The sequence below is a fragment of the Billgrantia ethanolica genome, from assembly GCF_021404305.1.
GTDB classification, from domain to species: Bacteria; Pseudomonadota; Gammaproteobacteria; order Pseudomonadales; family Halomonadaceae; genus Halomonas; species Halomonas ethanolica.
The window spans coordinates 239552-262536 of record NZ_JABFTX010000003.1; the positions used below are offsets into that span (position 1 = coordinate 239552).

General features: G+C 62.1%; 26 protein-coding genes. 14 read left to right on the forward strand and 12 right to left on the reverse strand.

All coding sequences use genetic code 11. From position 1 onward, the window contains the following. The first annotated feature begins 29 nt into the window (after positions 1-29). The gene (locus HOP53_RS14100) at positions 30-815 is read left to right on the forward strand and encodes an SDR family oxidoreductase (protein WP_234270615.1); all 786 of its coding nucleotides are present in this window, start codon (positions 30-32) and stop codon (positions 813-815) included. Between the two features lie 116 nt (positions 816-931). Here HOP53_RS14100 and HOP53_RS14105 read toward each other — a convergent pair whose 3' ends face one another. The 4 genes from HOP53_RS14105 to HOP53_RS14120 all read right to left on the reverse strand — a co-directional run bounded on the left by HOP53_RS14105 (position 932) and on the right by HOP53_RS14120 (position 2695). Next, on the reverse strand, positions 932-1105 hold the full coding sequence (locus HOP53_RS14105; RefSeq protein ID WP_234270616.1) for a DUF1289 domain-containing protein: 174 nt from the start codon (positions 1103-1105) through the stop codon (positions 932-934). Further along, entirely contained in the window at positions 1106-1471 is a 366-nt protein-coding gene (locus tag HOP53_RS14110; RefSeq protein WP_234270617.1) for a hypothetical protein, read from the reverse strand. It lies immediately after the preceding gene. Between the two features lie 169 nt (positions 1472-1640). Next, positions 1641-2051, reverse strand: a complete 411-nt coding sequence (locus HOP53_RS14115; protein WP_234270618.1) for a VOC family protein — start codon at positions 2049-2051, stop codon at positions 1641-1643. A gap of 29 nt (positions 2052-2080) precedes the next feature. Next, a complete protein-coding gene (locus tag HOP53_RS14120) occupies positions 2081-2695 on the reverse strand; it encodes a glutathione S-transferase family protein (protein WP_234270619.1) in 615 nt (204 codons plus the stop codon). 140 nt (positions 2696-2835) lie between these two features. On the opposite strand from HOP53_RS14120, the gene HOP53_RS14125 reads away from it, so the two are divergent. Beyond that, positions 2836-3723, forward strand: a complete 888-nt coding sequence (locus tag HOP53_RS14125; protein ID WP_234270620.1) for a LysR family transcriptional regulator — start codon at positions 2836-2838, stop codon at positions 3721-3723. A 13-nt stretch (positions 3724-3736) separates the two neighbouring features. On the opposite strand, the gene HOP53_RS14130 is transcribed toward HOP53_RS14125, so the two are convergent. Genes HOP53_RS14130 through HOP53_RS14140 form a run of 3 tightly spaced genes read right to left on the reverse strand, consistent with a single transcriptional unit; the run spans position 3737 to position 5324 of the window. Further along, the gene (locus HOP53_RS14130) at positions 3737-4309 is read right to left on the reverse strand and encodes a tetratricopeptide repeat protein (protein WP_234270621.1); all 573 of its coding nucleotides are present in this window, start codon (positions 4307-4309) and stop codon (positions 3737-3739) included. Further along, entirely contained in the window at positions 4306-4839 is a 534-nt protein-coding gene (locus HOP53_RS14135) for a hypothetical protein (RefSeq protein WP_234270622.1), read from the reverse strand. The genes HOP53_RS14130 and HOP53_RS14135 overlap by 4 nt, the downstream gene beginning before the upstream one ends. Beyond that, entirely contained in the window at positions 4836-5324 is a 489-nt protein-coding gene (locus HOP53_RS14140) for a PAAR domain-containing protein (protein ID WP_234270623.1), read from the reverse strand. Before HOP53_RS14140 ends, HOP53_RS14135 begins: the two co-directional genes overlap by 4 nt. A gap of 638 nt (positions 5325-5962) precedes the next feature. Between HOP53_RS14140 and HOP53_RS14145 the strand changes: the two genes are divergently transcribed. From HOP53_RS14145 to HOP53_RS14170, 6 genes are all read left to right on the forward strand, one after another. Beyond that, the gene (locus HOP53_RS14145) at positions 5963-6784 is read left to right on the forward strand and encodes a MipA/OmpV family protein (protein WP_234270624.1); all 822 of its coding nucleotides are present in this window, start codon (positions 5963-5965) and stop codon (positions 6782-6784) included. Continuing rightward, positions 6784-7470: a response regulator transcription factor gene (locus tag HOP53_RS14150; protein WP_234270625.1), complete on the forward strand. Its 687-nt coding sequence runs from the start codon at positions 6784-6786 to the stop codon at positions 7468-7470. The genes HOP53_RS14145 and HOP53_RS14150 overlap by 1 nt, the downstream gene beginning before the upstream one ends. 65 nt (positions 7471-7535) lie before the next feature. Further along, the gene (locus HOP53_RS14155) at positions 7536-8690 is read left to right on the forward strand and encodes an alpha/beta hydrolase (RefSeq protein ID WP_234270626.1); all 1155 of its coding nucleotides are present in this window, start codon (positions 7536-7538) and stop codon (positions 8688-8690) included. Between the two features lie 113 nt (positions 8691-8803). Next, positions 8804-10168 carry a sensor histidine kinase gene (locus tag HOP53_RS14160; RefSeq protein WP_234270627.1) on the forward strand — a complete coding sequence of 455 codons (1365 nt, stop codon included), beginning with the start codon at positions 8804-8806 and terminating at the stop codon, positions 10166-10168. Positions 10169-10238: 70 nt separating this feature from the next. Further along, on the forward strand, positions 10239-10877 hold the full coding sequence (locus tag HOP53_RS14165; protein WP_234270628.1) for a LysE family translocator: 639 nt from the start codon (positions 10239-10241) through the stop codon (positions 10875-10877). An 81-nt stretch (positions 10878-10958) separates the two neighbouring features. Next, complete coding sequence (locus HOP53_RS14170; protein WP_234270629.1) at positions 10959-11387, forward strand: hypothetical protein; 429 nt, start codon at positions 10959-10961, stop codon at positions 11385-11387. On the opposite strand, the gene HOP53_RS14175 is transcribed toward HOP53_RS14170, so the two are convergent. Together HOP53_RS14175 and HOP53_RS14180 are read right to left on the reverse strand one after the other, a co-directional pair. Continuing rightward, the gene (locus HOP53_RS14175; RefSeq protein ID WP_234270630.1) at positions 11384-11719 is read right to left on the reverse strand and encodes a winged helix-turn-helix transcriptional regulator; all 336 of its coding nucleotides are present in this window, start codon (positions 11717-11719) and stop codon (positions 11384-11386) included. The two genes, HOP53_RS14170 and HOP53_RS14175, sit on opposite strands and share 4 nt — an antisense overlap. Positions 11720-11736: 17 nt before the next feature. After that, entirely contained in the window at positions 11737-12804 is a 1068-nt protein-coding gene (locus tag HOP53_RS14180; RefSeq protein WP_234270631.1) for a class I SAM-dependent methyltransferase, read from the reverse strand. A 197-nt stretch (positions 12805-13001) separates the two neighbouring features. On the opposite strand from HOP53_RS14180, the gene HOP53_RS14185 reads away from it, so the two are divergent. Then, on the forward strand, positions 13002-14006 hold the full coding sequence (locus tag HOP53_RS14185; RefSeq protein ID WP_234270632.1) for a GlxA family transcriptional regulator: 1005 nt from the start codon (positions 13002-13004) through the stop codon (positions 14004-14006). A 51-nt stretch (positions 14007-14057) separates the two neighbouring features. Here the strand turns inward: HOP53_RS14185 and HOP53_RS14190 are convergent, their stop codons facing one another. Then, positions 14058-14264: a cold-shock protein gene (locus HOP53_RS14190; protein ID WP_234270633.1), complete on the reverse strand. Its 207-nt coding sequence runs from the start codon at positions 14262-14264 to the stop codon at positions 14058-14060. Positions 14265-14640: 376 nt separating this feature from the next. On the opposite strand from HOP53_RS14190, the gene HOP53_RS14195 reads away from it, so the two are divergent. After that, positions 14641-15723, forward strand: a complete 1083-nt coding sequence (locus HOP53_RS14195) for a CobW family GTP-binding protein (RefSeq protein ID WP_234270634.1) — start codon at positions 14641-14643, stop codon at positions 15721-15723. 24 nt (positions 15724-15747) lie between these two features. Here the strand turns inward: HOP53_RS14195 and HOP53_RS14200 are convergent, their stop codons facing one another. Beyond that, a complete protein-coding gene (locus HOP53_RS14200; RefSeq protein WP_234270635.1) occupies positions 15748-16869 on the reverse strand; it encodes a nickel/cobalt transporter in 1122 nt (373 codons plus the stop codon). A 187-nt stretch (positions 16870-17056) separates the two neighbouring features. On the opposite strand from HOP53_RS14200, the gene folE2 reads away from it, so the two are divergent. The 3 genes from folE2 to HOP53_RS14215 all read left to right on the forward strand — a co-directional run bounded on the left by folE2 (position 17057) and on the right by HOP53_RS14215 (position 20514). Continuing rightward, the gene (folE2, locus tag HOP53_RS14205) at positions 17057-17968 is read left to right on the forward strand and encodes a GTP cyclohydrolase FolE2 (RefSeq protein WP_234270636.1); all 912 of its coding nucleotides are present in this window, start codon (positions 17057-17059) and stop codon (positions 17966-17968) included. A gap of 90 nt (positions 17969-18058) precedes the next feature. Then, a complete protein-coding gene (luxS, locus tag HOP53_RS14210) occupies positions 18059-18583 on the forward strand; it encodes an S-ribosylhomocysteine lyase (protein WP_234270637.1) in 525 nt (174 codons plus the stop codon). 146 nt (positions 18584-18729) lie between these two features. Beyond that, entirely contained in the window at positions 18730-20514 is a 1785-nt protein-coding gene (locus HOP53_RS14215) for a mechanosensitive ion channel family protein (RefSeq protein WP_234270638.1), read from the forward strand. A gap of 42 nt (positions 20515-20556) precedes the next feature. Here HOP53_RS14215 and HOP53_RS14220 read toward each other — a convergent pair whose 3' ends face one another. After that, positions 20557-21219, reverse strand: coding sequence for a GntR family transcriptional regulator (locus tag HOP53_RS14220; protein ID WP_234270639.1), 663 nt, complete (start codon positions 21217-21219; stop codon positions 20557-20559). 589 nt (positions 21220-21808) lie between these two features. Here HOP53_RS14220 and HOP53_RS14225 point away from each other — a divergent pair. Continuing rightward, positions 21809-22969: a flagellar biosynthesis protein FlgA gene (locus tag HOP53_RS14225; RefSeq protein ID WP_234270640.1), complete on the forward strand. Its 1161-nt coding sequence runs from the start codon at positions 21809-21811 to the stop codon at positions 22967-22969. Positions 22970-22985 lie beyond the last annotated feature (16 nt).

Below are 22985 nucleotides of genomic sequence, written 5' to 3' on the forward strand. Positions count from 1 at the left end.
GCGGACCATATCTTATCGATCATCCAGTGATGCTCATCTATCGTTCTCTCCGAGTCAACTCACCCTCTTGGAGATCAAAAATGAAGACGGTATTGATCACTGGCTGCTCCTCTGGCTACGGCCTGGAAACCGCTCGCTACTTCCTCGCACAGGGCTGGAAGGTCATCGCCACGATGCGCACGCCGCGGAAGGAGCTGTTTCCCGCCGCTGACAATCTTCGCGTTCTGGTGCTGGATGTCACTCGGCCTGGCAGCATCATGCATGCCGTGGAAGCCGCCGGGCCTATCGACGTGTTGGTGAACAACGCGGGAATCGGCTTGTTCGGTGCGTTCGAAGCCACGCCCATGGCTACCGTGCGCGAGATCTTCGAAACCAATACTTTTGGCGTCATGGCCATGTGCCAGGCCGTCATCCCACAATTCCGTGCTCGCCGGGCAGGCACCATTGTGAACGTTACCTCGAGCACGACGCTGGCACCGTTCCCGCTGGTGGCAGCCTATACGGCCAGCAAGGCGGCCATCGAGGGGTTCACGGCCTCCTTGGAACAAGAACTCAAGGCCTTCGACGTGCGAGCCAAGCTGGTGGAGCCCGGTTACGGCCCTTCGACCAGCTTTGCCGCCAACGGGCAGCAGCGCATGCAGGGGTTGATCCCTCCGGCTTACGAGACTTTCGCTCACCGCGTATTCTCTGGCTTCGCCAAGGTAACAGAGGTGACCAAGCCGGCTGACGTGGCGGAAGGTATCTGGCGAGCCGCCAACGACATGTCGGACCAACTGCGCTTCCCGGCTGGCGCTGATGCCATAGCTCTGGCGTAAAAGCGCTGGCATAACAGCGCAGGCGATCAAGAAATACACTGAGATCAGACGACTTAGGGCCCGCAACGCGGGCCCTAATCGTTACCGGCGACTTCGCCGACTGACGTGCCTGCTCGTTACGATCCGATCTTCTTCATGCGCTCATCGGCGCGCTTCACCGTTTTCATCTTTTCCGGCCGCTTCATGGCTTTCCAGTGGCGTATCTCTTCGATCGTGCGGCCGCAGCCGATGCAGAGATCGCCGTTCAGTTGGCATATCGAGACGCACGGGCTTTCGATCTTCTTCGCCATTCAATGCCTCGTTGGCTTGCTGCGTAGCCTGCGCTGCCAGTCGCCGCCGTGTTCTCGCTCGCACGCTTCTTCACTGTCGAAATCGAGATACCGAGAGGCGTCGCCGACATCGAGGCCGGCCTCGGCCAGTGCCTCGGCGGTGAGGTCGGCGATGTGGCGCCGGGCATCGCCCTTGAGCGCATTCGCCAGATTGGGGTGGGTGTCGAACACCCAGGTCACCACCAGGCTCTCGGGAAAGCGCTGGTAATCGACCTCGTGGGTCAGCCAGCAGAAGCCAGGTAGCAGGGGTTTGGCCTGCTCGCAGGCGTAAGTCAGCGCAGCGCTCAGCCGTCGCTCCATCTTGCCGCGCTCTTTCTTGGCAATCATTGCATCTCCAAAACGTTTGGCCGGCCAGCCAGGACCCATTGGCGACCATGATGCCCACTTTAGCGGGCTGAGCCACACAGTTCATGCCCTACATCCCGATAGCATGGGCAGGGTTGGAGATACGGGGCCATCCGTGGCCCCATGGAGTGCATCATGGCTTGCTGGTTTTCTAGTGCGCCAGGATCTCGTTGAACTCCAGCACATTCCGGTCGGGGTCGCGGATGAAGCAGACGCTACGGCGTCCGTGGCCCATGGTGACCGGCCCTTCGGTGATCTCGATCTCTTCGCGTGCCAGCCACGCCACCAGTTCGTCCATGCTCTCGACGATGAAGGCGGCGTGGGTGTAGCCGGGCCGCTTGATCGGGGCGTCCAGCAGCACGTTGCCCACGTCGGCGGGCTCGCCGTTGTAGATCAGGTGGATGCGCAGGCCGGTGGGGTGCACGAGCCCGCAGGCTTTGGCTTCGGGGGCGAACTCTTCGGGATCGCGCAGGAAACCCAGCTTGGCGTAGAAGGCTTCGGCGATGGCGAGATCGGTGACGCGAATGCCGATATGGTCGAGGCGTAGGGTATCGAAACGCATGGGAATGGCTCCTGGAGAAAAGGGATGGGTCAGGCTTCGAGCCCGGCGCGGGTGCGCTGGAAGGGGACGAAACCGGGCAAGCGTTCGATCTGGCGCAGCCAGGCCCGCACGCTGGGGTAGCCGGAGAGGTCCACGTTGCCTTCGGGGGCGCGTTCCACGTAGCTGTAGAGCGCGACGTCGGCGATGGAGGGCTGGGCCGTACCGGCGATCCAGCGCTGGCCTTCCAGCGTCTGCTCCATCACGGCGAGGGTGGCGTGGGCTCGCCCGATCACCTCTTCGGCACGAAAGGGGGCGCTGAATACGGTGATTAGCCGGGCGGCGCAGGCGCCGTAGGCGATCTTGCCGGCCGCCACCGAGAGCCAGCGTTGCACCCGCGCCTCGTCGGCGGGATCGGTCGGCAGCCAGTGGGAGGGGCCGATCTTCCTGGCCACGTAGACGAGAATCGCCAGCGAATCGGCGATGACGGTGCCGTCGTCGTCGAGCACCGGCACTTCGCCGAAGGTGTTGAGGGCAAGAAATTCCGGCTGCTTGTGGGCGCCGGCAGCGAGATCGACCTCGATCAGCTCATGCTCGACTCCGGCGAGGGAGAGGAACAGCGCGGCGCGATGCGCGTGGCCTGAGAGTGGGAAATGGTAAAGCTTCATGGGGATTGTCCTCGGGGTTCTTGTGTCTTTTGCATTCTGTCTCTCGCCTTTAGTTGAGAGAATCCGTCAAAATCGCACTTCATCATTGCGGTTTTTGACGATAATGCTCGGTGGCGGGCTGGCGAGGGCGAGGAGGCGCAATGGACAGGCTGCGTACGCTGAGGACCTTCATCTGCGTGGCGGAGCAGTCGAGCTTTGCCGAGGCGGGGCGGCGGTTGAAGATGTCGCCCACCACCGTGACGCGGACCATCGCGGCGCTGGAGGCGAGCCTTGGGGTTCAGCTGTTGAGGCGCACCACGCGCAGCGTTCGGCTGACCGAGGAGGGGGCGCTGTTCCTGGAGCGATGCCGGGCGGGGCTGGCCGAGATCGATGGGGCGTTTGACAGTGTGCGCGGCAATCGCTCGGCGCCCCGCGGCACCCTGACGGTGACGGCGCCGGTGATGTTCGGCCGGCTGCATGTGCTGCCGGTGGTGGTGGAGCTGCTGCGGCAGTATCCCGAGCTGCAGGTCCGACTGCTGCTGCTGGATCGGGTGGTGCGCCTGGTGGAGGAGGGCATCGACGTTGCCGTGCGCATCGCCGAGCTACCGGACAGCTCGCTGCACATGCTGAGAATCGGCCAGGTGCGGCGGGTGCTGAGCGCGAGCCCGGCCTATCTTACTGAACGCGGCAGGCCGACCTCGCTGGCCGAGCTGCGCGAGCATGATCTGATTTTGATCGAGGACGAGGCCGTGTCGCAGCGTGGGCTGGGCTTCGACGAGGCCCGGCGTGGCGGGCGTCCTGCCAGGCTGTCGGTCAACCATGTGGACGCCGCCATTGCCGCTGCGGTCGCCGGGCTCGGCGTGGTGCGCACGCTCTCTTATCAGATCGCCGAGGATGTCGCGGCGGGCCGGCTCGAGACCCTCCTCTGCGACGACACCGCTCCCGCGCTACCCATCTCACTGCTGTTCCAAAGCGGCCGCCGGGACCATCCGAACGTGCGCGCCTTCATCGATGCCGCCAGGCAGCACTTGCAGGGGGTGTCGCTTTAGTCAGTGCTGGTACTCAGGGCAGCAGTTGCCGTATCAGCTCCTCCCGCTCCATCTCCAGCATCTCCGCCAGCATCGGCTCCTGCGCGGCGCTGCCGCTCGACTGCCACTCCAGCAACAGCACCTCGAACTCGGGTGAGTCGGCCAGGCGGGCTGCCAGCAGATGGTTGGCGTCCGGCTGTGGGTTGGATTCACCGGCCGTGACATAGGCGGCCTCTACCTCTGCATAGCAGGCCAGTGCATCATCCGAGGCGCCATCCAAACGCTCGAGCACCATGCAGCGCAGCAGCATTCCTTCCTTGTGCAATCCCGTTTCATGCAGCACATCCAGGTCGCGCTTGGCTTCTTCGTAGCGGCCCATGCCGGCGAGCAGGTTGGCTCGGCTGCTGCGAAGTTCGGTGTCGTCGGGGTGTCGTTCCAGCCCCTCGTCGTAGATCGCCAGCGCGGCTTCGAGCTGCTCCGCATCTCCTTGGGCTTCCATGACCGCCGCACCGGCACGCTCCTGGTAATACGCCGGTGGCTCGCCGCTGGCCGGCGAGCAGGCGGCAAGCAGCAGGGCGGTGAACAAGGCGAATGCAATTCTGATCACTGGGATTCTACCTCGATATCGAAGGTGACTTCCGTGGTGCCGGGTGCCAGCTGTCCCGATCCGCTCGAGTAGAAGTAACCGGCGGTGAGTACCAGCCTGAGTGGCCTGGGCGGCATGGGCAAGGTGAAAGTGGTGTGACCGATGGGGTCAAAGTGATCCTTGGGCCAGAGGGAGTCACCTTCATTCCCCAGGTTTTGCGCGGCGATATCGAGAATGCCGTCATACAGCCGGGCAGTCGCGAACCAGCTCACGGTACCCAGGCGGCTGGCGGCGGTGGTGCCCATGGCGCTCACGATCAGGGTGTTACCGCGCAGCACGACATGGCCGCGCAGCTGGTAGGTGGCGTGTACGCCGACGCCTTCCGCCAGCAGGTAGGCGGGACGGGGCTGATTGAAGGGCTCCGAGAACTCGCGATACTTCAGCTCGGGAACCACGAGGTCCTTTGGCACGGTGTCGGTGTTCAGCGTGGAGAGAAAGTCGCCTAACAGGGTGAAGCCATCGATTTCCGGACGCGTGGGTGCTTCGCTCATGCCGGCTGCCCTCCCTTGATGTAGACCTTCAGCGTTTCGGGATTGTCGTGCTCGGGCACCAGACGTGTGAGGCCCTGGGGGTCGCTCACGCCACGGATCTGTTCGCCGCTAGGCCGCACGATGAGGTATTCCACGCCGGCCACGGGCTCGCCGGCGGCGTTGACGAGCCGAAAGCGCTCGTTGTAGCGCTTGGGCAGCTCGGTGAGCAGGCTGGCAGCGGATGCGCGCGGTGAGCCGACCTCGGTGCTGCAGCCGGTAATGACCTGTCCGCCGCAGGAGGTGGCGCTGCCATGTATGGCCGCGGGCGAGCCATCGACGTTGTACCAGGACACCCCCGCCGTGATGGTGGCACCGCAGGAACTCTTGTCGCCGACCCGGGCGATGGGTATGCCGTCCACCCTGGAGGTGGGTGCACCCGAAACGATGTGATGCGGCCCGCCCCGGCAGGAGCAGGATACCTTGTCGCCTATTTTCGCAAGATCCATGGTCTATCCCTTTCCCCATGCCCATGGTGCGAAAGATGATTATTACCCGCTTTGCGACATTGGCTACGGGTGGGTGAAAGGTTGAGATATGGCTTACATGAGTTTCAGCCAAGGCTTACAAGGTGGGAGGAGGGCGAGCGCCATTAGGCTGTGGTCGGTGGAAATGACGAAGCGACTCGAACAGCGGCTTGGTCGGCATGGGCGACAGCCTGAAGTCCATTATTACGAGGGCGAGGATCACCTACCGGGGAGCGAGGGAGAGAATCGCCACCATGAGATGCTGGCTTTCTCTCTGCGCAGCAAATCCTTGGCTAACGCCATGCGCCAGGCAAGCAGGTATTTCAACCGGCCGCAGCAGCCGTGAATGAGCGTGTTTCTGGCATCATGCCCCCCCGAAACAATGACGGCTGATGGCCTGCCGCACGGTGGCGGAACATGAAGTCAACGAGAATGACATCGATGAGTGGGAGCATGCCGTGTCCTCGTCTCTTCTGAGACGAGCCTCACCGCCTATGCATCTTTCAGAACACTTACCGGTGCAGCGGAACGAATAAGGCCTTTCGGTAAGTTTTCAGTAAGAGGACAGCAGCGAGAGTTAAAATAACTGGCGTTCCTTCAGCATTGCGTGAGAAACCTACATGCCTTCATCGTATCCGCCTATCCCGATCGCTCATGTTTCCACCGTACGGGTGGCGGCCGCTGTATTGCTTGCTGTTGGCCTGGGTGCTCCGGCAGCGGCGATGGCCCAAGCGTTGGCCGATACCGAGCCGTCAACGACCTGGGCGCTGGGGCTAGGCGTCATGAGCGCGCAGGAGCCTTACGCCGGGGTCGGACGAGACAATACGGCACTACCGCTGCTCCAGTTCGAGAACCAATACGTGAATCTGTTCGGCCCGCGGATCGAGTTCAAGCTGCCGCGTCTCGATATCGGCCACTCCCAGCAGCTCAACTTCGGTATTGTCGGCCAGTACGACGGAAGCGGCTATGAAGAGGGTGACGCTCCGATCCTCAACGCCATGGAAAATCGCAGGGGTGGATTCTGGGCGGGTGGCGCGGTCCAGTGGAGCAGCAGTTTCGTCGATTTGAGCGCCGAATGGCTGGCCGACGTGTCAGGCAACAGCAACGGCCAGATCGCCAGTCTCGGCCTGGAGAGAACCTGGCGTTTCGGCAACCATGTGCTATTCAACCCACACGTAGGGGCGAGCTGGCAGGACGAGAAGACGGTCGACTACTATTTCGGAGTTCGTGAAAGCGAAGCTCGACTCGACCGTCCTGCCTATGTTGGGGAAGCGGGCGTCAACATCGAGGCGGGGGTGCGTGGCGTCTACATGTTCGATCGGCACCACTCCGTGCTCGTGGGTGGCGGTGTAACGAGCTTGGCGGATGAGATAAAGAACAGCCCGCTGGTAGATCGCTCGACCGTCAACAGCGTCTACCTTGGCTACATGTACCGCTTCTGATGAGCCGCATACTCCTGGTCGAGGACCACGACCGCCTGGCCCGGCTGATGTGTCAGGGGCTGGAGGCCGCCGGCATTGCCGTGGACGTGGCTGGCCGCATCGACAGCGCCTGGACGGCGATTCAGCAGATCTCCTACCAAGCCCTGGTCCTCGATCGGGGGTTGCCGGATGGTGATGGCCTGAGTTTGCTGCACAAACTGCGGAAGGCCGGGCTTGGTGTGCCTTGCCTCGTGTTGACGGCACGCGATGCGCTTCACGACCGCGTACAGGGGCTCGAAGCCGGCGCCGACGACTACCTGCCCAAGCCGTTCGCCATGGATGAGATGGTGGCGCGTGTTCGGGCACTGCTGCGCCGTCCCGTGGAGTTCCGCTCGCTCGACGCCTGCCATGGAGATCTGACCCTGAGTTCCGAAAGCGGCGTGCTGTGCAGCGGCGATGGAAGCGTAGCGCTCTCCCAGGCGGAGCGACACATCATGCAGCTGCTATTGAACAAGCCGAAAGAGGTCGTGCGGCGTAGCGCGCTGGAAGCGGCTGCGTGGGGGCTCAGCGAAGCGGTGACCCCCAATGCCCTGGACGTGGCCCTGCACCGGCTGCGCCGCAAGCTACTGGCCATCGGCTCGCGCCAGCGCATCGTCAACGTCAGGGGGCTGGGCTATGCGCTTCGGGAGGATGGCGGAGTTGAATAGCCCGAGCTTCAAGATTCTGCTGACCTAGGCGGCATTGATGATAATTACACTTTGATGGAGGGATTATGCTGCCTCGTCTTTGTCTTCTGCTATTTCCCCTTGTGGTTCTGGCATCCTGCGCGTTGCCGCCGGACTCCCCTCTTTTTCAGCCTTCAGAGAGCTTGTCGTCCTACGATCAGGAAAGCTTCGAACAGTATGTGAGCGATTCTCGCGCATGGATTGCCGATAACCGCGTCTTTCTTCATGAAGATCGCAACCTTGAGATAGAGTTCAATACGCCTTTCGAACGACGGCCCGATGAGCCGGCAAAACGAGGCATTCTGTTCGTCCACGGGCTGGGTGCAAGCCCTTGGTACTTCACTGACATGGCCGATGCCTTGGCGAATGATGGCTGGCTTGTTCGCTCGATCCTGCTTCCTGGACACGGTAGCCGTCCCGCCGATCTGATGCTGCCCGACTTTGATGATTGGCAAAACGTAGTTGCCCATCATGCCAGTCTATTGGCAGCTGAGGTAGAAGAGCTTTGGTTGGGCGGCTTCTCTACTGGCGGAAACCTGGTCACCACCCATGCGCTAAGAGACGAGAATGTCGCCGGGCTGCTACTGTTTTCCCCTGGATTTTATCCCGATAACGGTTATTTATTCATCGCCCCAGTCATTTCCTATCTGTGGGACTGGATCGATATCGATGACGAGAACAATATCGCCACTTACCAGTCCCTTCCTACTCGTGGGGCCGCACTTTATTACCGTTCAGTCAAAGCCGTGCAAAAAGATCTCAAGACCGCTCGTTTTGACAAGCCCGTTCTGATCACGATGAGCCAGCATGACAGCGTTCTTGATCCCAATGCGACACTCGCTACCTTTCAAGACCGCTTTCCCAACCAAAAATCACGCTTCGTCTGGTACGGCGACACCCCACAGCACGTTGACGATCCACGTGTCACCGTCCTGGCCAGCAGCTTGCCCGACCGGCGCATCAGCACCTTTTCCCATATGAACGTGCTATTTGCTCCCGAGAACTTCTATTACGGTGAAAAGGGCAGCCACATCATATTTGATAATGGCCAAGATGGCATTCCCATCCCTGAGAATACCGACACCTTGTGGTTCGGGGCATGGGGTCAGGTTGCAGCGGAAAAATACCATGCCCGCCTGACCTGGAACCCCTATTTTCTCGATCTCCTAGACAGTATCCGGGAGGTGACCGGTGATAGTTAATCCGACTGCTACTCAACTCGAGTCGCCTCCTATGCCACACCGCCTCCGTCGACCACGACTCCCCCGGGGTGCCGCACTGCGTGTGATCGTCATTAGCGTCAGGGGGCTGGGCTATGCGCTTCATGAAGCCGATGGCGCTGAATAGCCTGAGCCTCAAAATTCTGCTGGCTTATGTGGCGGGCATGGCGCTCAGCATGGCACTGCTGGTGATCGCTGCGGTGGTGGTGCTCCAAACCAACCTCCTGGCCCGGATGGATATGGTCAATGCCGTGGAGGCGCTGAAGGATAACGTCGTCTTCGACAGCGATGGCAGCCCCATCGGCTTCGACTCGCGCCTGGACGACCGCGCCTGGCTATACGAGGGTCCGCAACGTGAAACGGCTTATCGGATCCTGGATGACGCCGGAAACGTGGCGGTTTCCTCGAGCGCCAGCGAGGCGTTCTGGCCACCCGGCGATGATCTGCTCCGCATGACGAGCAGACATTTTACCTTCGAGCATGAGGGCAATACCTTCTACGGCGCCACGCAGCCCCTGCAACATGAGGGGCGCCGGTGGTTTCTGCAGTTTGCCGCCAGTGCGAGGTTCATGAGCATCCTCGATAAGGTTGCCTTGCCGCGAATGATCGTTGGGATCACGGTATTCGGTCTCGTCCTCTTCATCGCCTTCGGCCTGTGTGCCTTCATCACCTTGCGCTATACCCTCAAGCCGCTGCGTGACGTTTCGGAAACCGCTGCCGCCATCTCTCCGCGCTCCCTCAACGCCAGGTTGAGGACCGCGGCGGTGCCGGCGGAGATAGTCCCTCTCGTGGGTAGCTTCAACCGAGCTCTGGAACGTCTCGAGCGGGGCTATCGCGTGCAGCAGGAGTTTCTCGGTAATGCGGCACACGAGCTCAAGACGCCCCTGGCCCTGATCCGCGCTCAAATAGAATTGAGAGAGGATGGCAAGAATGACAACGACTCACTATTGAGCGACATCGAGTACATGACGCGCCAAGTGCAGCAACTTTTGCTCCTGGCGGAAGCCAGCGAGGCGCACAATTACCACTTCACCACCGTGCGGCCTCAGGAACTCGCCCATGAAGTCGCCTCCTACTTGCAGCGCATGGCGGAAGCAGCCGACGTGCACGTGACAATACTCGTAGGAGAGGGCGATATGACATGGCAGGCCGATCGTGTCGCCTTCTTCACCCTGCTGAAGAACTTGCTGGAAAACGCCATTCAGCATTCACCTGCCAAGGCGGCAGTTTGTGTGGAGATCAAAGGTGATACGCTGACCGTACGGGACACAGGCCCCGGTGTCGAGGCAGAACAACTCCCTTTGCTATTCGAACGCTTCTGGCGCGCTGCGCATCGGCGCGACCATGGGGCAGGCCTAGGCCTGGCGATTTGTCAGGAGATCGCCATGACACATGGTTGGCAACTCACGGCGGAGCCGGCCGAGCCGGGGCTGCGATTTCGCCTTTTGAATCGTCCTTGAGTCAACCGATACGATAAGCTGATATACCGCCGGCGCGGCGAACAAATGAACGAGCCAAGGAGGCTTGGTGATGGAGTGGTGGACCTGGATAACCTACGTGGGTGTGATCACGGCCCTGATCATCTTCCCGGGACCGGTAGCGCTACTGTGCACCACCCATGGCCTGCGCTTCGGCCGCCACCGAGCCTTCGCCACCGTGCTCGGCGGCGGTGTGGCGTCCCTGGTGTTGATGACGCTCTCCGCGCTGGGCCTCGGGGCGGTGCTGGCCACTTCGGAGACGGCTTTCTTCGTGCTGAAGCTGTTGGGCGGGGCGTATCTGGTCTATCTGGGGCTGCAGGCCTGGCTCGTTGCGCCCAGTTCACCGGTTGCCGCGGCCAGCGAGCCGGCACCGGTCAGCGTGCGACCTGCCAGCGGCTTGTTCCGCCAGGGGTTTCTGGTGGGCATCGGCAATCCCAAGGATCTGCTGTTCTTTGCGGCGCTGTTTCCCAACTTCATCACCGTTGGAGAGCCCCAGGTGCTGCAGTTCGCCATTCTGGCGCTGACCTGGCTGGTCATCGACACTACGCTGATGACGCTCTATGCCACCGCCGGCGCGGGGTTGGGTCGTTGGTTCGATAGCCCCGGCAGGCTGCGGGCGTTTCATCGCACCACGGGCGGGCTCTTTCTGGGCGCCGGGGGCACGCTGATTGCCACCAGTGCGAGCAAATGAGGCAGTGCGAGCAAATGAGACGGTGGCGCCGAGCCCGAGGCCAGCACGTAGCGTCTCGCTGAGCTGTCGGTTGGAGGCTTTATGAACCGGGACCGCCTGCAGCGTGGCCTCGTGGTGGCCGAGATGCTCCTGCTGGCGCTACCGGTCAGTGCGTTCTGCCTCGTGTTCGGCCTGGGGCTGCTGCTTACGGTGGGCTTTCCCTGGGGCATGCAGGAGGTGGCGATCATCCTCTTCGTGTTCGTCGGTACCCTGGGCATCGCTGGCTTGTGGTGCGTGGCGGTCGCATTCCTGCTTAGGCGCGAGCGCTCCCTGTGGTGGTGGCGGGCGGCCTGCGCCGGGGCGGGGTTGACGCTCGTCTCGCTGGTGCTGGTCGGGCTGCTGGCGCTGGGCTGGGAGCCAGAGGAGTGGGTGATCATCGTTGCCTTGGGCATCTTCGCCAGCCCGTTGCTCATCCCCTTTCTTCACCTTCGCTATCTGTGCCATTCGCAGCGCACGGCGCTGCTTCCTTAATTCCCACCCCGGTAGCGCTCTCTTGCCTCGGCGATGGTGCGGTGATTCTGGTCGGCCCAGGCGACCAGTGCACGCATCGGTTCGAGAAAGGAGTGGCCAAGTTCGGTGAGGCTGTACTCCACTCGCGGTGGCACTTCGGGGTAGACGGTGCGGGTGATGAAGCCGTCCTGCTCCAGGCGTTTGAGTGTACGCGAGAGCATCTGCTTGGAGATGTCGCCGATCTCACGCATCAGCTCATTGAAGCGGCGGGTACCGGGGCGCAGGGTAAGCAGCACGAGCCGATGTGGCCCGCCTGAGCGGGCCTTGTCGTTGAGCTGAAAAGCTTGGTGCAAGGGTTCACGCCAGCCTGTCAGCGCCTCGCTTCGAGGATCAGATTGAAGGGTGTTTCGGCAGCACGCCGGAAGTGGCTGAAGCCGGCCTTGTGGAATACGTCGGCCAGGCGAGCTTCGCCGGCCTGGGCGCCGAGCACGAGCTGGCCACCCTCCGAGATGGCATGGGCGCAGCAGATGGTGGTAGAGGCGGAGTAGTACATACGCGAGACGACCGAGAGGTTGTTCTCTACCTTGTCCTGAGCGTAGGGCTCTACCAGCATCACCGTGCCATCGGGGGCCAGCACCTGCTCGGCGTACCGCGCGGCGGCGATGGGATCGCCCATGTCGTGCAGGCAGTCGAAGAAGCAGATGAGCCCGTACTGCTGGTTGGGGTAGTCCGTTGCGCGGGCGATGCTGAAACTCACGCGGTCGGCCACGCCCGCGGCGGTCGCGTTGCGCCTGGCGGCTTCGATCGAGGCCGGGTGGGCATCGAATCCATGAAAGCGCGAGCGGGGGAAGGCCTGCGCCATCAACACCGTGGAGTGTCCATGGCCGCAGCCTACGTCGGCCACGGTAATGCCGGCTTCGAGCTGTTCGACGATTCCCTCGAGGGCGGGCAGCCATTCCGGCACCAGGCTGGCGCGGTAGCCGTTGCGGTAGAACGCCGCCACCCCGCACTGCAGGCGACTATCGTGGTCGCCCCAGGCCACGCCTTTACCGGTGCGAAATGCTTCCAGAGTGCGTTCCTCGTCGAACCACATCGAGGCCGGCACTTGCCAGGCAGGGGGGATGAACACCGGGCTCTCTTCGTTGGCGAGCACCAAGGCTTGCTCCGGGGAGAGTTCGTAGGTGTCGCTGGCGGCGTGGTAGCCCACGTAGCCGCCGGCGGCCTGGGCATTCAGCCACTCGGATACGTAGCGCTCGGCACAGCCGGTACGGGTGGCGAGTTCCTTGGCGCTGAGCGGGCCGGCGTACGCCATGGCCTTGTACAGGCCGAGCTTGTTGCCCAGGCTGATCATGATGCCACCGTAGGCGGATGAGAGATCGCCAACGGCCTGGGCGACGAAGGCTTCGAGCTTGGTTTGATCGATTGCGGGGAAGGTCATTACTGAAGCTCCTGTCTTGTTGTATTGGGGGCTAACGTCCCGTTCATCATCACCGGGCAGGTGCTACCTGCTGAAGAGCGGAAATGACCCGTAATCGGTTCGTTTGTGCCACACTGAATCTCCCTTCTCTGCGAAGCGCCACGGCCATGACAGGATCTGCCGCTCCTGCCGGGTCGCCCCCCCGGCATGTCAGCCTCGTGGCACTCCCCGATGCCACTGTCTCCACGCTCGCCGGTCTCTTCGACGTAATGAACGGGGTGTCGCTGATGGGTTTGGTGACGCCCGACGTTCCGGCCCCGTTTGAAATCGAGATCGTGGGGGAGGCGGTGGGAGCGCTCAAGCTGGCTAGCGGCGTACCGGTCGATGTCCAACGCGCCGTCGATACCGTCGAGAGGAGCGATATCGTGATCGTGCCTTCGGTTTTGCTCCCTGCCCAAGGCTGGGAGAAAGGCCGCTATCCCCAACTGGTGAAATGGCTCTACACCATGCATGAGCGTGGTGCCGTGCTCTGCTCGGCGTGCTCAGGCGTGTTTCTGTTGGCCGAAACGGGCCTGTTCGACGGGATGGAGGCGACGGTGCACTTCGGCTACGCGGAGGCGTTCATGACCAGCTACCCCTCGGTGTCGACTCACCCTGAACGGGTGCTGGTGATCGCCGGACAGCATGAGGAGCTGGTGAGTTCGGGGGCCGGGATGAGCTGGCATGACCTGGCGCTCTATCTCACTGCGCGTTATGCCGGTGCGACCACGGCGCAGGAGATTGCACGGCGGTTTGCGCTGCAGTGGCATCAGGATGGGTTGACGCCCTATCTGGTATTTGCCGCCAAGACGGATCATGGCGATGGCGAGATTCAGTACGCGCAGCAGTGGTTGGATGAGCATTTCGCCTTGGCCCACCCGGTGGAGGCGATGATCGAGCGTTCGAGGCTGGCCGAGCGTACCTTCAAGCGGCGCTTCGTCAGTGCCACCGGTCTGACTCCGATTGCCTACGTTCAGCGCCTGCGCATCGAAGATGCCAAGCGCCGGCTCGAGCGCACCGAGGCCTCGGTCGAGGAGATCAGTTGGCGGGTTGGATATGAGGATTCGGCATTTTTTCGGCGTCTGTTCAAGCGCACCACAGGTTTAGCTCCAAGCGCCTACCGTCGCCGCTTTCGCATTCCCGATTTCGTTCGACAGTCTCGCAACACGACAAGGCCCGCCTAGGCGGGCCTTGTCATCGAACCCAGAGGTTCGACAAATCGTTTAACCGTCAGGTTATGCGATTTGCTTGATGTTAGAAGCCTGAAGGCCTTTCTTGCCCTGGGTCACGTCAAAAGAGACGGTTTGACCTTCCTGCAGGGATTTGAAGCCTTCTTCCTGGATTTCGGAGAAGTGGGCAAAAACGTCGTCACCGCCGTCGGCCGGAGTAATGAAGCCGAAGCCTTTGGAGTCGTTGAACCACTTGACTGTTCCAGTCGTCATAATCGTATTCCTTCGCGCACTGCGCCTTACAATAATTCCTGGTGTTACCCAGATGATTAGCGGGTAAAACAAGATTAAATCACAGGCTGCCGAATGAATCCGAACGCTACTGAAACTATGTCACTTGCTTACCAACTGGAGCCACAGTGTCACGCTTGACCTGCTTGGGTCAAAGGCTTTCGCTATTGTTTTTCACTATCGGCGTAAAGCACATGTTTTCGTTGAAGATAATAAAAAAACAAAAACAGAAAGGGGTGGTCTCTGCGGCTGATCTTCGCGGATCGGGCTTACGGTGCCATGATTGTGTTATGATATAACAAAACCGCGGGTATTGCGATGCTCGCCGCGGCGAACCTACCTCACAACGGTGCTTCGTATGAGCTTTGATGCCCAGGACCTGATCCCCGTGACCGTGCTGACCGGCTTCCTCGGCAGCGGCAAGACGACGCTACTCAACCATCTGGTGCGCCAACCGGCGATGAGCAATGCACTGGTGGTGATCAACGAGTTCGGCGATATCGGCCTGGACCATCGCCTGGTCACCCAGAGCGACGAGAACAGCGTGGTGGAGATGAGTAGCGGTTGCCTGTGCTGCACCATCCGCGGCGACTTGAGCCGCACCATACAGAAGACCTTCGATGCCATCGAGCGGGCGGGCGGCGAGCCTTTCTCGCGGGTGATCATCGAGACCACCGGGCTTGCCGACCCGGCGCCCATTCTGCACACCCTGATGACCGATTACTGGCTGGCCCATCGCCTGGTGCTGGACGGTGTGATCTGCCTGGTGGACGCCGCCAGCGGTGTCTCGACGCTCAACGCCCACCGGGAGTCGCAGCGTCAGGCCGCCGTCGCCGACCGCCTGGTCATCACCAAGGGGGACCTGGTCGATGCATCGCGGCTGGCTCGGCTTGGCGAGCACCTTGCCCAGATCAACCCCGCCGCCGAGCAGCTGCTGGTACGCCACGGTCAGGTAGCGGCCGAGCAGCTGTTGGGTGGCAGTTTACCGGTGCAGCAGCGCCGTGCGGATCAGTGGCTGAGCGCCGCCTCCTATGCGCAGGTATCGCCCGCTGGCGGCATGGCGCCGACGAATGCCGGCAGCTTGGTCTCGATGGTGGCGCCGGCATCCAATCCTTCGCTGACCCGCCACGGCGAGCAGATCCGCTCCTTCTGTTTCACCGTCGAGCAGCCCATCGCTGCGGAGCTGCTGGAAGACTGGCTCGATCTGCTGATGTCGCTGCTGGGGGAGAAGATCCTGCGAGTAAAGGCCATCGTGAACGTGGCCGGGCGCGAGCAGCCGCTGGCACTGCACGGCGTGCAGCACATCTTTCACCCGCCTGAGCCGCTGCCGGTGGAGGCGTGCCGCGATGGTATCTCGCGCTTCGTGTTCATCACCAACGGCGTCGAGCCCGAGGCCGTCACCCGGCTGTTCGACTATTTTCAGCCTGCCCAGGCGACGTGAAACGACTAGGCAGGCAGCTGTCACTCACGAAAACAGGCTCGGGCCGGCGGCCGGCATCGTGGTGGCGTACCAGGCCAGCGACAGGCCCAGCCATACCAGCGCGATGCCCCCGGCCATGGCCAGCCAGCCGCCAAGGCGGTTTACCTGTACCAGACGGCTAGTGCCGTGCTTGGGTTCGTACTTGAGCCTGTACTTGAGCCTGTACTTGAGCCTGTACTTGAGATAGAACCGCGTGACCCAGTCCCGTGCCAATACGCTGGCCAGCGCCAGAGCGGAAACGGTCATGGCGGTGCCTAGTGCCATGGTCATGACGGCGGCCGCACCCAGCGCCATATGGCCGAGCAGGCTGGCCGCCCCCATGATCAATACGGCGCCGCTGCAGGGGCGCATGCCGATGGCCGCTACGGTGGCCAGTGCCGTGCGCCAGTCGCCGGCTTCATCCGGGGCCACGTGATGGCGTGCGCCGCAGCTGCAGCCATGACCGGCCGGGTCGTGGCCGTGATGCTGCGCGTTGTCGTGGGCGATGTGAAACGCGTGGAATGGCTGGCCTGTGTGAGACGTTGCCACAGGGCTGAATGTGGGGGCCGTCAATGGAGAGGCGGGGTTGGCATGTTCGATTGTATGGTCGTGAGAGGCGTTGACGGCGGATAAACCGGAATCGCCACCAGCCGGCTGCTTCAGCATGCGCCTGGCGCGCAGGCACAGCCAGACTCCCAGGATGGCGACCATCAAGAAGCTCGCCAGCTCCAGCCCGGCTACGCTGCCCATGGCCTGGCGGGTTAGCCACCCCAGCCCCTTGACCAGTACCAGCACCAGGGCGATGGCCGTCAGGCCTTGCAGCATGGCGGCGCTGAATGAGAGCCCGAGGGCACGCTTCACTCCACCGCCTTGGGAAAGCAGATAGGTGGAGAGCACTGCCTTGCCGTGGCCGGGCCCGGCGGCATGAAAGATGCCGTAGCCGAAGCTGAGCGCCATCAGCCACCAGCCGCTTGCCCAGGAGGGGGCGGCCGACCATTCGGTGATTGCCAGGGTCAGGGCGCGATGGAGGTCGCGTTGCCAGGCCAGCAGCTGCAGGGTCGGGTCTTGCCATAGGTGCTGTTGAACGAGCAGCAGGATGCCACCGGCGGCGAGCAGTAATGCCGCCATTGCCCAGCGGCGTCGATGCAGAGCCTGGCGTGGTTTCGCTGCCGATGCGGGCGTGCCAGAGGCTCTAGTGTCAAACGAAGGTTGCGGCGTGTCGAAGTGCTGTGTCATGCCGGCTCCAGCGAATCGGAAAATTTAATATGTTATGTTATAACATATTTGAATCGACAAGCGTAAAGGTCCCGATTAGATGAACAGGTTACCGCTGGAAGACATCGCCGCTGCTCCCGCCACCCGCCTGGGCACCCTGAGCTGGGTGGGCATGGAGGGTATCGCCCTGCCGTTTCAGGTTGCCGGCCAAGGGGTGACGGGCCAGGCCTCGGCCGGTGTCAGCCTGGATGACCCCACGGCACGCGGCATTCACATGTCGCGACTCTACCTGGCGCTGGCCGAGCTCGAGCAGCGTGAGCTTTCTTTGGCGCGCGTGGCGGCGGTACTGGAGAGCTTTCTCGACACTCACCAGGGGCTCTCGCACTGCGCCTTTCTCGATCTCAGTGGCGAGGCGATGCTCAAGCGTCCGGCGCTGATCAGCCCGCTGGCGGGATGGAAGCGCTATCCCTTCACCCTGCGCTGCCGGCGCGATGGTCAGGGCTTTCACACCACCCTGGAGCTCACGGTGGGTTACTCCTCCACCTGCCCGTGTTCGGCGGCGCTGGCACGTCAGTTGATCCAGCAGGCCTTCGACGAGGACTTCACCGATATTCCGGTCAGCCGCGAGGCGGTGCGGGCTTGGCTCGGCAGTGAGCAGGGCATTCTGGCCACGCCCCACAGCCAACGTAGCCAGGCGCATCTCACGGTGCGACTGGCCGGCGAACCGGACGAGCTGCCGCTGATCAGCTTGGTGAATCGCGCCGAGCGGGCTCTGGGCACGGCGCTGCAAACGGCGGTGAAGCGCATCGACGAGCAGGCCTTCGCCCTGGCCAACGGCCAGAATCTGATGTTCTGCGAGGACGCTGCGCGTCGCCTGCACCATGCCCTGCGCGAGCAGCCCGGCATCAGCGGTTTTCAGCTACGCGTGGTGCATGCCGAAAGCCTGCATGCCCACGACGCCGTGGCGCGCAGCGAGTGGAACTGGGACGGTGGCGACAGCCCATGCTCATGACGGTAGGCGGTCAACGTCGATTCCGGGCCAGCGGGCATCCCATGCTACTATGGGGGTTTCGGCGAACCTGACCGGCAAGAAGGATTGAGCATGCCTTTACTCGATAGCTTTACCGTTGACCACACCATCATGGCCGCCCCGGCCGTGCGTGTCGCCAAGACCATGCAGTCGCCGTCCGGCGATACCATCACGGTGTTCGATCTGCGCTTCAACAAGCCGAACGAGGACATGATGGGTGAGAAGGGCATCCACACCCTGGAGCACCTGTTCGCCGGCTTCATGCGCAATCACCTGAATGGCAAGGACGTGGAGATCATCGATATCTCTCCGATGGGCTGTCGCACCGGTTTCTACATGAGCCTGCTCGGTAGCCCCAGCGAGGAGCGCGTCAGCGAGGCCTGGCTGGCGGCGATGCAGGACGTTCTCGACGTCAAGCGCATGGAAGACATCCCGGAGCTGAACGAGTACCAGTGCGGTACCTTCGTGATGCACTCCCTGGAAGAAGCCCAGGAGATCGCGCGGAGCATCATCGAGCGCGGCGTTGGGGTGAACAAGAACGCCGATCTCGCGCTGAGCGCTGACCGGCTGAAAGCGCTGGGCAACCCCGACGCCTGATCGAGCCAGTCTGGACGAAGCGGTGGCCGGTGAGCTGTACTGCAAGCAGTCATCGGTCCGATGGGTCTACTGCCTTAGGCTGGACCGATTCGAACAGCGCTGTCTGAAGGAGGGACAGCGGATCCGCTTCGATCAGGAATACGCGTATGAAAGGAATCGACGCATGGCGGCTGCCGGCCCTGTTGGCCCTGTTGATGGCTGCACTCTTCGTGGCCGTGCCCAGTGCGGCGCAGCTACCCGAGGGGGTAGGCGAGAACGGCAGCGAGACAGAGGACGACGATAGCGAGGAGCGGGAGTGGTTTCCCCTCGACTCGCTGAACGCCGGCCTGGGCGAGCTCCCCGACGAGGTCGAGCGGCTGACGCCTCAAGGAGCAATCCGCAGTTTCGTGGAGCTCACCGAGAACGAGGAGTACGCCGCCGCGGCCCATCTGCTCAATCTTTCCGAGCTGGATGAGGCGGAACAGCAGCAACAAGGACCCGAGCTGGCCCGGCAGCTCGCCTCGGTGCTCAGGCGCGGTGAGTGGTTCAGCGTTTCCAACCTGCCTAGTCGCCAGGACGCCGCCATCGAGGATCCTTCCGGCCAGCATCCGCTGGTGGGTGAGCCGCGCCGGAGTCTCGAGCTGGCCTCGATGACGGTGGATGGCGAAGACTACGAAGTACGCCTGGACCGATACCGGGTGGACGACGAGCAACCGGTATGGCTGGTCTCCGCGGAGAGCGTTTCCGTCATCCCGCGGCTCTACGAAGAGTTCGGGCCGTCGCCGATCGAGGCCTTCATACCGGAACGCTTCAAGACGACCCTCGGCATGCTCCAGCTCTGGGAGTGGATCGCCATTCCCCTCTTTCTGCTGCTGATCGGTCTGGTGGGGTGGGGCGTATACGCGCTGGTCGGCCTGCTGGCCCACTGGTTCCCCCATGGCGTGCCCAGTATCTTCGCCGGCCGGATCGGAGTGCCCGTGGCGATGCTGGTCATGGCCTTCGCCGCCCAGATGCTGCTCGACTACGTGGTCTCCTTCACCGCCGTCGCTACCACTTTCATTCGTACCCTGTTGATTATCCTGATTGCCTGGGGGGTGGGCACGATAGCGCTGCGCCTGGTGGACACCATCCTGCTCAAGGTGACGCGGCGCTTCGTGGGGGAGATCGACGACACCAAACCCAAGGACGAACGCCAACTGCTGACGACGCTCTATGCGCTGCGCCGGGTCATCATCCTGGTCGCGGTCATCGCCGTGTCTGTCTATGTGCTGAGCCAGATCGAGCTGTTCGAGACGCTGGGCCTGTCGCTTCTTGCCTCGGCCAGCGTGCTGGCAGTGCTGGTGGGCATTGCCGGTCAGGCGGTGCTGGGCAACATTCTCTCCTCGTTCCAGGTCTCGTTGGCCAAGCCCATCCGTATCGGCGACCTGGTGATGTTCGAAGGGCAATGGTGTTACGTGGAAGGCATCTTCTACACCTTCATTCGCCTGCGCTCGTGGGACGAGCGACGCCTGATCGTGCCGGTGACCTACTTCGTCTCTCAGCCGTTCGAGAACCTATCCGTCAAGAACGCCAAGATGTATCGCAAGCTGGAGCTGATATTGCACCTGAGTGCCGATGTCGAGCTCATCCGTCATAAGTTCTTGGAATTCGCCGAGGAAGAGGAGAATGTCGTCGAGCACCACAAGCTATGCTGCTATGTGACTGGGCAAACCGAGAAGTCGCAGACCATCACCTGCTACCTGATGGCGACCGACCCCTTCGCCGGCTGGGTAGCGGAGATGCAGATTCGCGAGCGGCTGATGAACTTCATCCGTACATATCATCCCGAATGGTGGCCGCGGGATATCGTGGTGCTCAGCCAGCACGATATCGCAACGGAAGAAAAGCATGAGAAGCCGCGCGTACGGGTACCGGCCGAGGGTGAGAGTGGTGGTGAACGTACGGCTGAGTGAGGCGAAGCAGGGTATCGTCCATGACGCCTACTCTATTCGCGATTATGCGATGGGCTCGCCGTTGGCATACTTGATCCAGGTCTTGCCCAGATGATTGCGCAACTCGCGCCCGGCCTGCTCCGGGTCTCTCGATTCCAGCGCCGCCATGATGGCTTCGTGCTCCTCCATGGCGGTCGCCCACTTCTCGTTCTTCTGGTTCGATAGATAGCGCACGCGATATAGCTGCCGGCTCAGGTTGGTGTGCATGTCGATCAGCGCGGTGTTGCCCGACAGCGCGACGATGCGGTTGTGAATCTCCTGATTCAAGCGGAAGTAGCTCTGGCGATCGCGGCGCAGAAAGCAGGCCTTCATCTCATAATGGAGCGCCTGCAGCTCGGCGATGTCGTCGTCGCTGGCATTGAGGCAGGTGAGCTCTGCCGCGGCTTGTTCCAGCACGCTCAAGACGTAGGCCTTTTCCTTGATGTCGGTTGGACTTACTTCCGCTACTACTGCGCCCCGATGGGGAGATATGACCACGAGCCCTTCGGTGGCCAGGATCTTGAGCGCTTCCCGCAACGGGGTGCGCGATACCTGAAGCTCCACGGCCAGGGTGCGCTCGGGCAGGCGCTGGCCGGGCTGGAAGTGATCCATCACGATGTGTTCACGCAGGTAGTTGGCCACTTTCTCGACAAGACCTGCATGGCTTGACTGAACGGCTTCTTCCATAGGATTGCTTACTCCGGAGTCGAGTGCCAAGAATGGCATACCATTTTGGTCCTTTCAAATCGTAACGCGCCTTAGGCCCTCCATTTATCATTCATATTTTTCAGATAGTTAGTGGCATGGAAAGAGAGCTATTGACTAAAGTCGTATCTGCCCGTTGTTGACCCTCAAAATGGCATACCATTACATTTTGATCAGATCCGGCGCTGCCCGAGCAGCGTCCACTGCCAGGCAACGTGTTCTCAGGCAGAGGAGGAAACCGGACCCGCACCGCCAAGGCGAAGCCCCTCAACGATGACCGGAACGGGAAAACAAATCGCTCATGAATTATCTGCAACATTTTGAAATAAAAAAAGTTGTTGAGGCTTGCGTGGCTGGCGCCGGCGACTTTGGAAGAGGTGTCTTGCGACAGGCGCGGGGTATGGAAGGGCTTGCAGCGAGGGTTGCCATTGATGTCACGCCGGAGAGAGCCGCTGAAGCCTTGCGCTTCTCCGGGGTGCCCGACGCCGAAATAATGGTATGCCATTCTTCCGAGGAGGCAGCAAAGGCTTGGCAATCAGGCGGGTACGTCGCTGCAGGCAGCTTCGAGCACGTGCAGGCGCTGCCTTTTGACATTCTGGTGGAATCGACGGGCATTCCCGAAGTGGGGGGGCGCTATGCCGAAGCCGCGCTGTTGGCGGGCAAGCATGTGGGCATCGCCACGAAGGAGACCGAGTCCGTTGTGGGTCCCTACCTGACTCGCCTGGCGCAACGCCATGATCGCCTCTTCACGCCGATGGATGGGGACCAGCCAAGCCTGCTGATCGGGCTCGTCACCTGGGCTCGTACGCTGGGCTTCGAGATCATTGCCGCGGGCAAGAGCAGTGAGTACGACTTCGTCTGGGACGAGGCAGCCGGCAACGTACTTTGCAATGGCGTTTCCTACCCGGCGCCCGGTCTGGCCGAGCTGTGGGAGCTGCCCGAGGGCGCAGAGCGCGAGGCTGTCGAGGCCCGTGGCAAGGTCCTGGCCGCCATCCCGCAGATATCCGTGCCCGACCTGTGCGAGATGGTCAACGTGGCCAATGCCACCGGGCTCGGTCCCGATCTCCCGGAGTTCCATGCCATGGTGCTGAGAACCGGTGAGGTGCCGACCCTGCTGGATCTCGAGGCGCACGGCGGAGTGCTACGTGGCAACGAGCGCCTCGAGGTCTTCAACTGCCTGCGCCGTCCGGACGAGATCAGCTTTGCCGGCGGTGTGTTCATCGTCGTGCGCTGCGAGGATCCTCACGTGTGGTCGCTGTTGCGTGACAAGGGGCACATTCTCAGCCGCAGCGGCAACTGCGCGATGATCTACCTGCCGCGCCATTTGCTTGGCCTGGAAGCGCCGATCTCGCTGCTCGATGCGGTGCTCAACGGCAGGACCTCCGGCGGCGGCCAGGCGACCACGCCAAAGTTCGATCTGACCGCCCGTGCTACCCAGGCGATCCCTGCCGGCCAGCGGTTGGAGATGCGCGGCCATCATCGCCATATCGAGGGCCTGCGGCCCGAGATTCATCCAGCCGCGCCGCTCTCGCCTGAGGCCAAGGTCCCTTTCTATCTGCTTCCCGGGGCGGAGGTCGTTCGCGACATCGCCCCCAACCAGCCGATCACGCTGGCGGACGTCGCCTTGCCCGATTCGCGACTCCACCAACTGCGCCAGGAGCAGGATCGGTTGTTCCATGGGCAGGATGCCACCTCAACGTTGCGTGAAAGCGTCGACAGCACGCTTGACTGAACTCGCTCATCCGACC

Coding starts and splice junctions, on each gene's coding strand:
- HOP53_RS14100 (WP_234270615.1), top strand. CDS start 30: ATGCTCATCTATCGTTCTCTCCGAGTCAACTCACCCTCTTGGAGATCA.
- HOP53_RS14105 (WP_234270616.1), bottom strand. CDS start 1,105: ATGGCGAAGAAGATCGAAAGCCCGTGCGTCTCGATATGCCAACTGAAC.
- HOP53_RS14110 (WP_234270617.1), bottom strand. CDS start 1,471: ATGATTGCCAAGAAAGAGCGCGGCAAGATGGAGCGACGGCTGAGCGCT.
- HOP53_RS14115 (WP_234270618.1), bottom strand. CDS start 2,051: ATGCGTTTCGATACCCTACGCCTCGACCATATCGGCATTCGCGTCACC.
- HOP53_RS14120 (WP_234270619.1), bottom strand. CDS start 2,695: ATGAAGCTTTACCATTTCCCACTCTCAGGCCACGCGCATCGCGCCGCG.
- HOP53_RS14125 (WP_234270620.1), top strand. CDS start 2,836: ATGGACAGGCTGCGTACGCTGAGGACCTTCATCTGCGTGGCGGAGCAG.
- HOP53_RS14135 (WP_234270622.1), bottom strand. CDS start 4,839: ATGAGCGAAGCACCCACGCGTCCGGAAATCGATGGCTTCACCCTGTTA.
- HOP53_RS14140 (WP_234270623.1), bottom strand. CDS start 5,324: ATGGATCTTGCGAAAATAGGCGACAAGGTATCCTGCTCCTGCCGGGGC.
- HOP53_RS14145 (WP_234270624.1), top strand. CDS start 5,963: ATGCCTTCATCGTATCCGCCTATCCCGATCGCTCATGTTTCCACCGTA.
- HOP53_RS14150 (WP_234270625.1), top strand. CDS start 6,784: ATGAGCCGCATACTCCTGGTCGAGGACCACGACCGCCTGGCCCGGCTG.
- HOP53_RS14155 (WP_234270626.1), top strand. CDS start 7,536: ATGCTGCCTCGTCTTTGTCTTCTGCTATTTCCCCTTGTGGTTCTGGCA.
- HOP53_RS14160 (WP_234270627.1), top strand. CDS start 8,804: ATGCGCTTCATGAAGCCGATGGCGCTGAATAGCCTGAGCCTCAAAATT.
- HOP53_RS14165 (WP_234270628.1), top strand. CDS start 10,239: ATGGAGTGGTGGACCTGGATAACCTACGTGGGTGTGATCACGGCCCTG.
- HOP53_RS14170 (WP_234270629.1), top strand. CDS start 10,959: ATGAACCGGGACCGCCTGCAGCGTGGCCTCGTGGTGGCCGAGATGCTC.
- HOP53_RS14180 (WP_234270631.1), bottom strand. CDS start 12,804: ATGACCTTCCCCGCAATCGATCAAACCAAGCTCGAAGCCTTCGTCGCC.
- HOP53_RS14190 (WP_234270633.1), bottom strand. CDS start 14,264: ATGACGACTGGAACAGTCAAGTGGTTCAACGACTCCAAAGGCTTCGGC.
- HOP53_RS14195 (WP_234270634.1), top strand. CDS start 14,641: ATGAGCTTTGATGCCCAGGACCTGATCCCCGTGACCGTGCTGACCGGC.
- HOP53_RS14200 (WP_234270635.1), bottom strand. CDS start 16,869: ATGGCGGCATTACTGCTCGCCGCCGGTGGCATCCTGCTGCTCGTTCAA.
- folE2 (WP_234270636.1), top strand. CDS start 17,057: ATGAACAGGTTACCGCTGGAAGACATCGCCGCTGCTCCCGCCACCCGC.
- luxS (WP_234270637.1), top strand. CDS start 18,059: ATGCCTTTACTCGATAGCTTTACCGTTGACCACACCATCATGGCCGCC.
- HOP53_RS14215 (WP_234270638.1), top strand. CDS start 18,730: ATGAAAGGAATCGACGCATGGCGGCTGCCGGCCCTGTTGGCCCTGTTG.
- HOP53_RS14220 (WP_234270639.1), bottom strand. CDS start 21,219: ATGGAAGAAGCCGTTCAGTCAAGCCATGCAGGTCTTGTCGAGAAAGTG.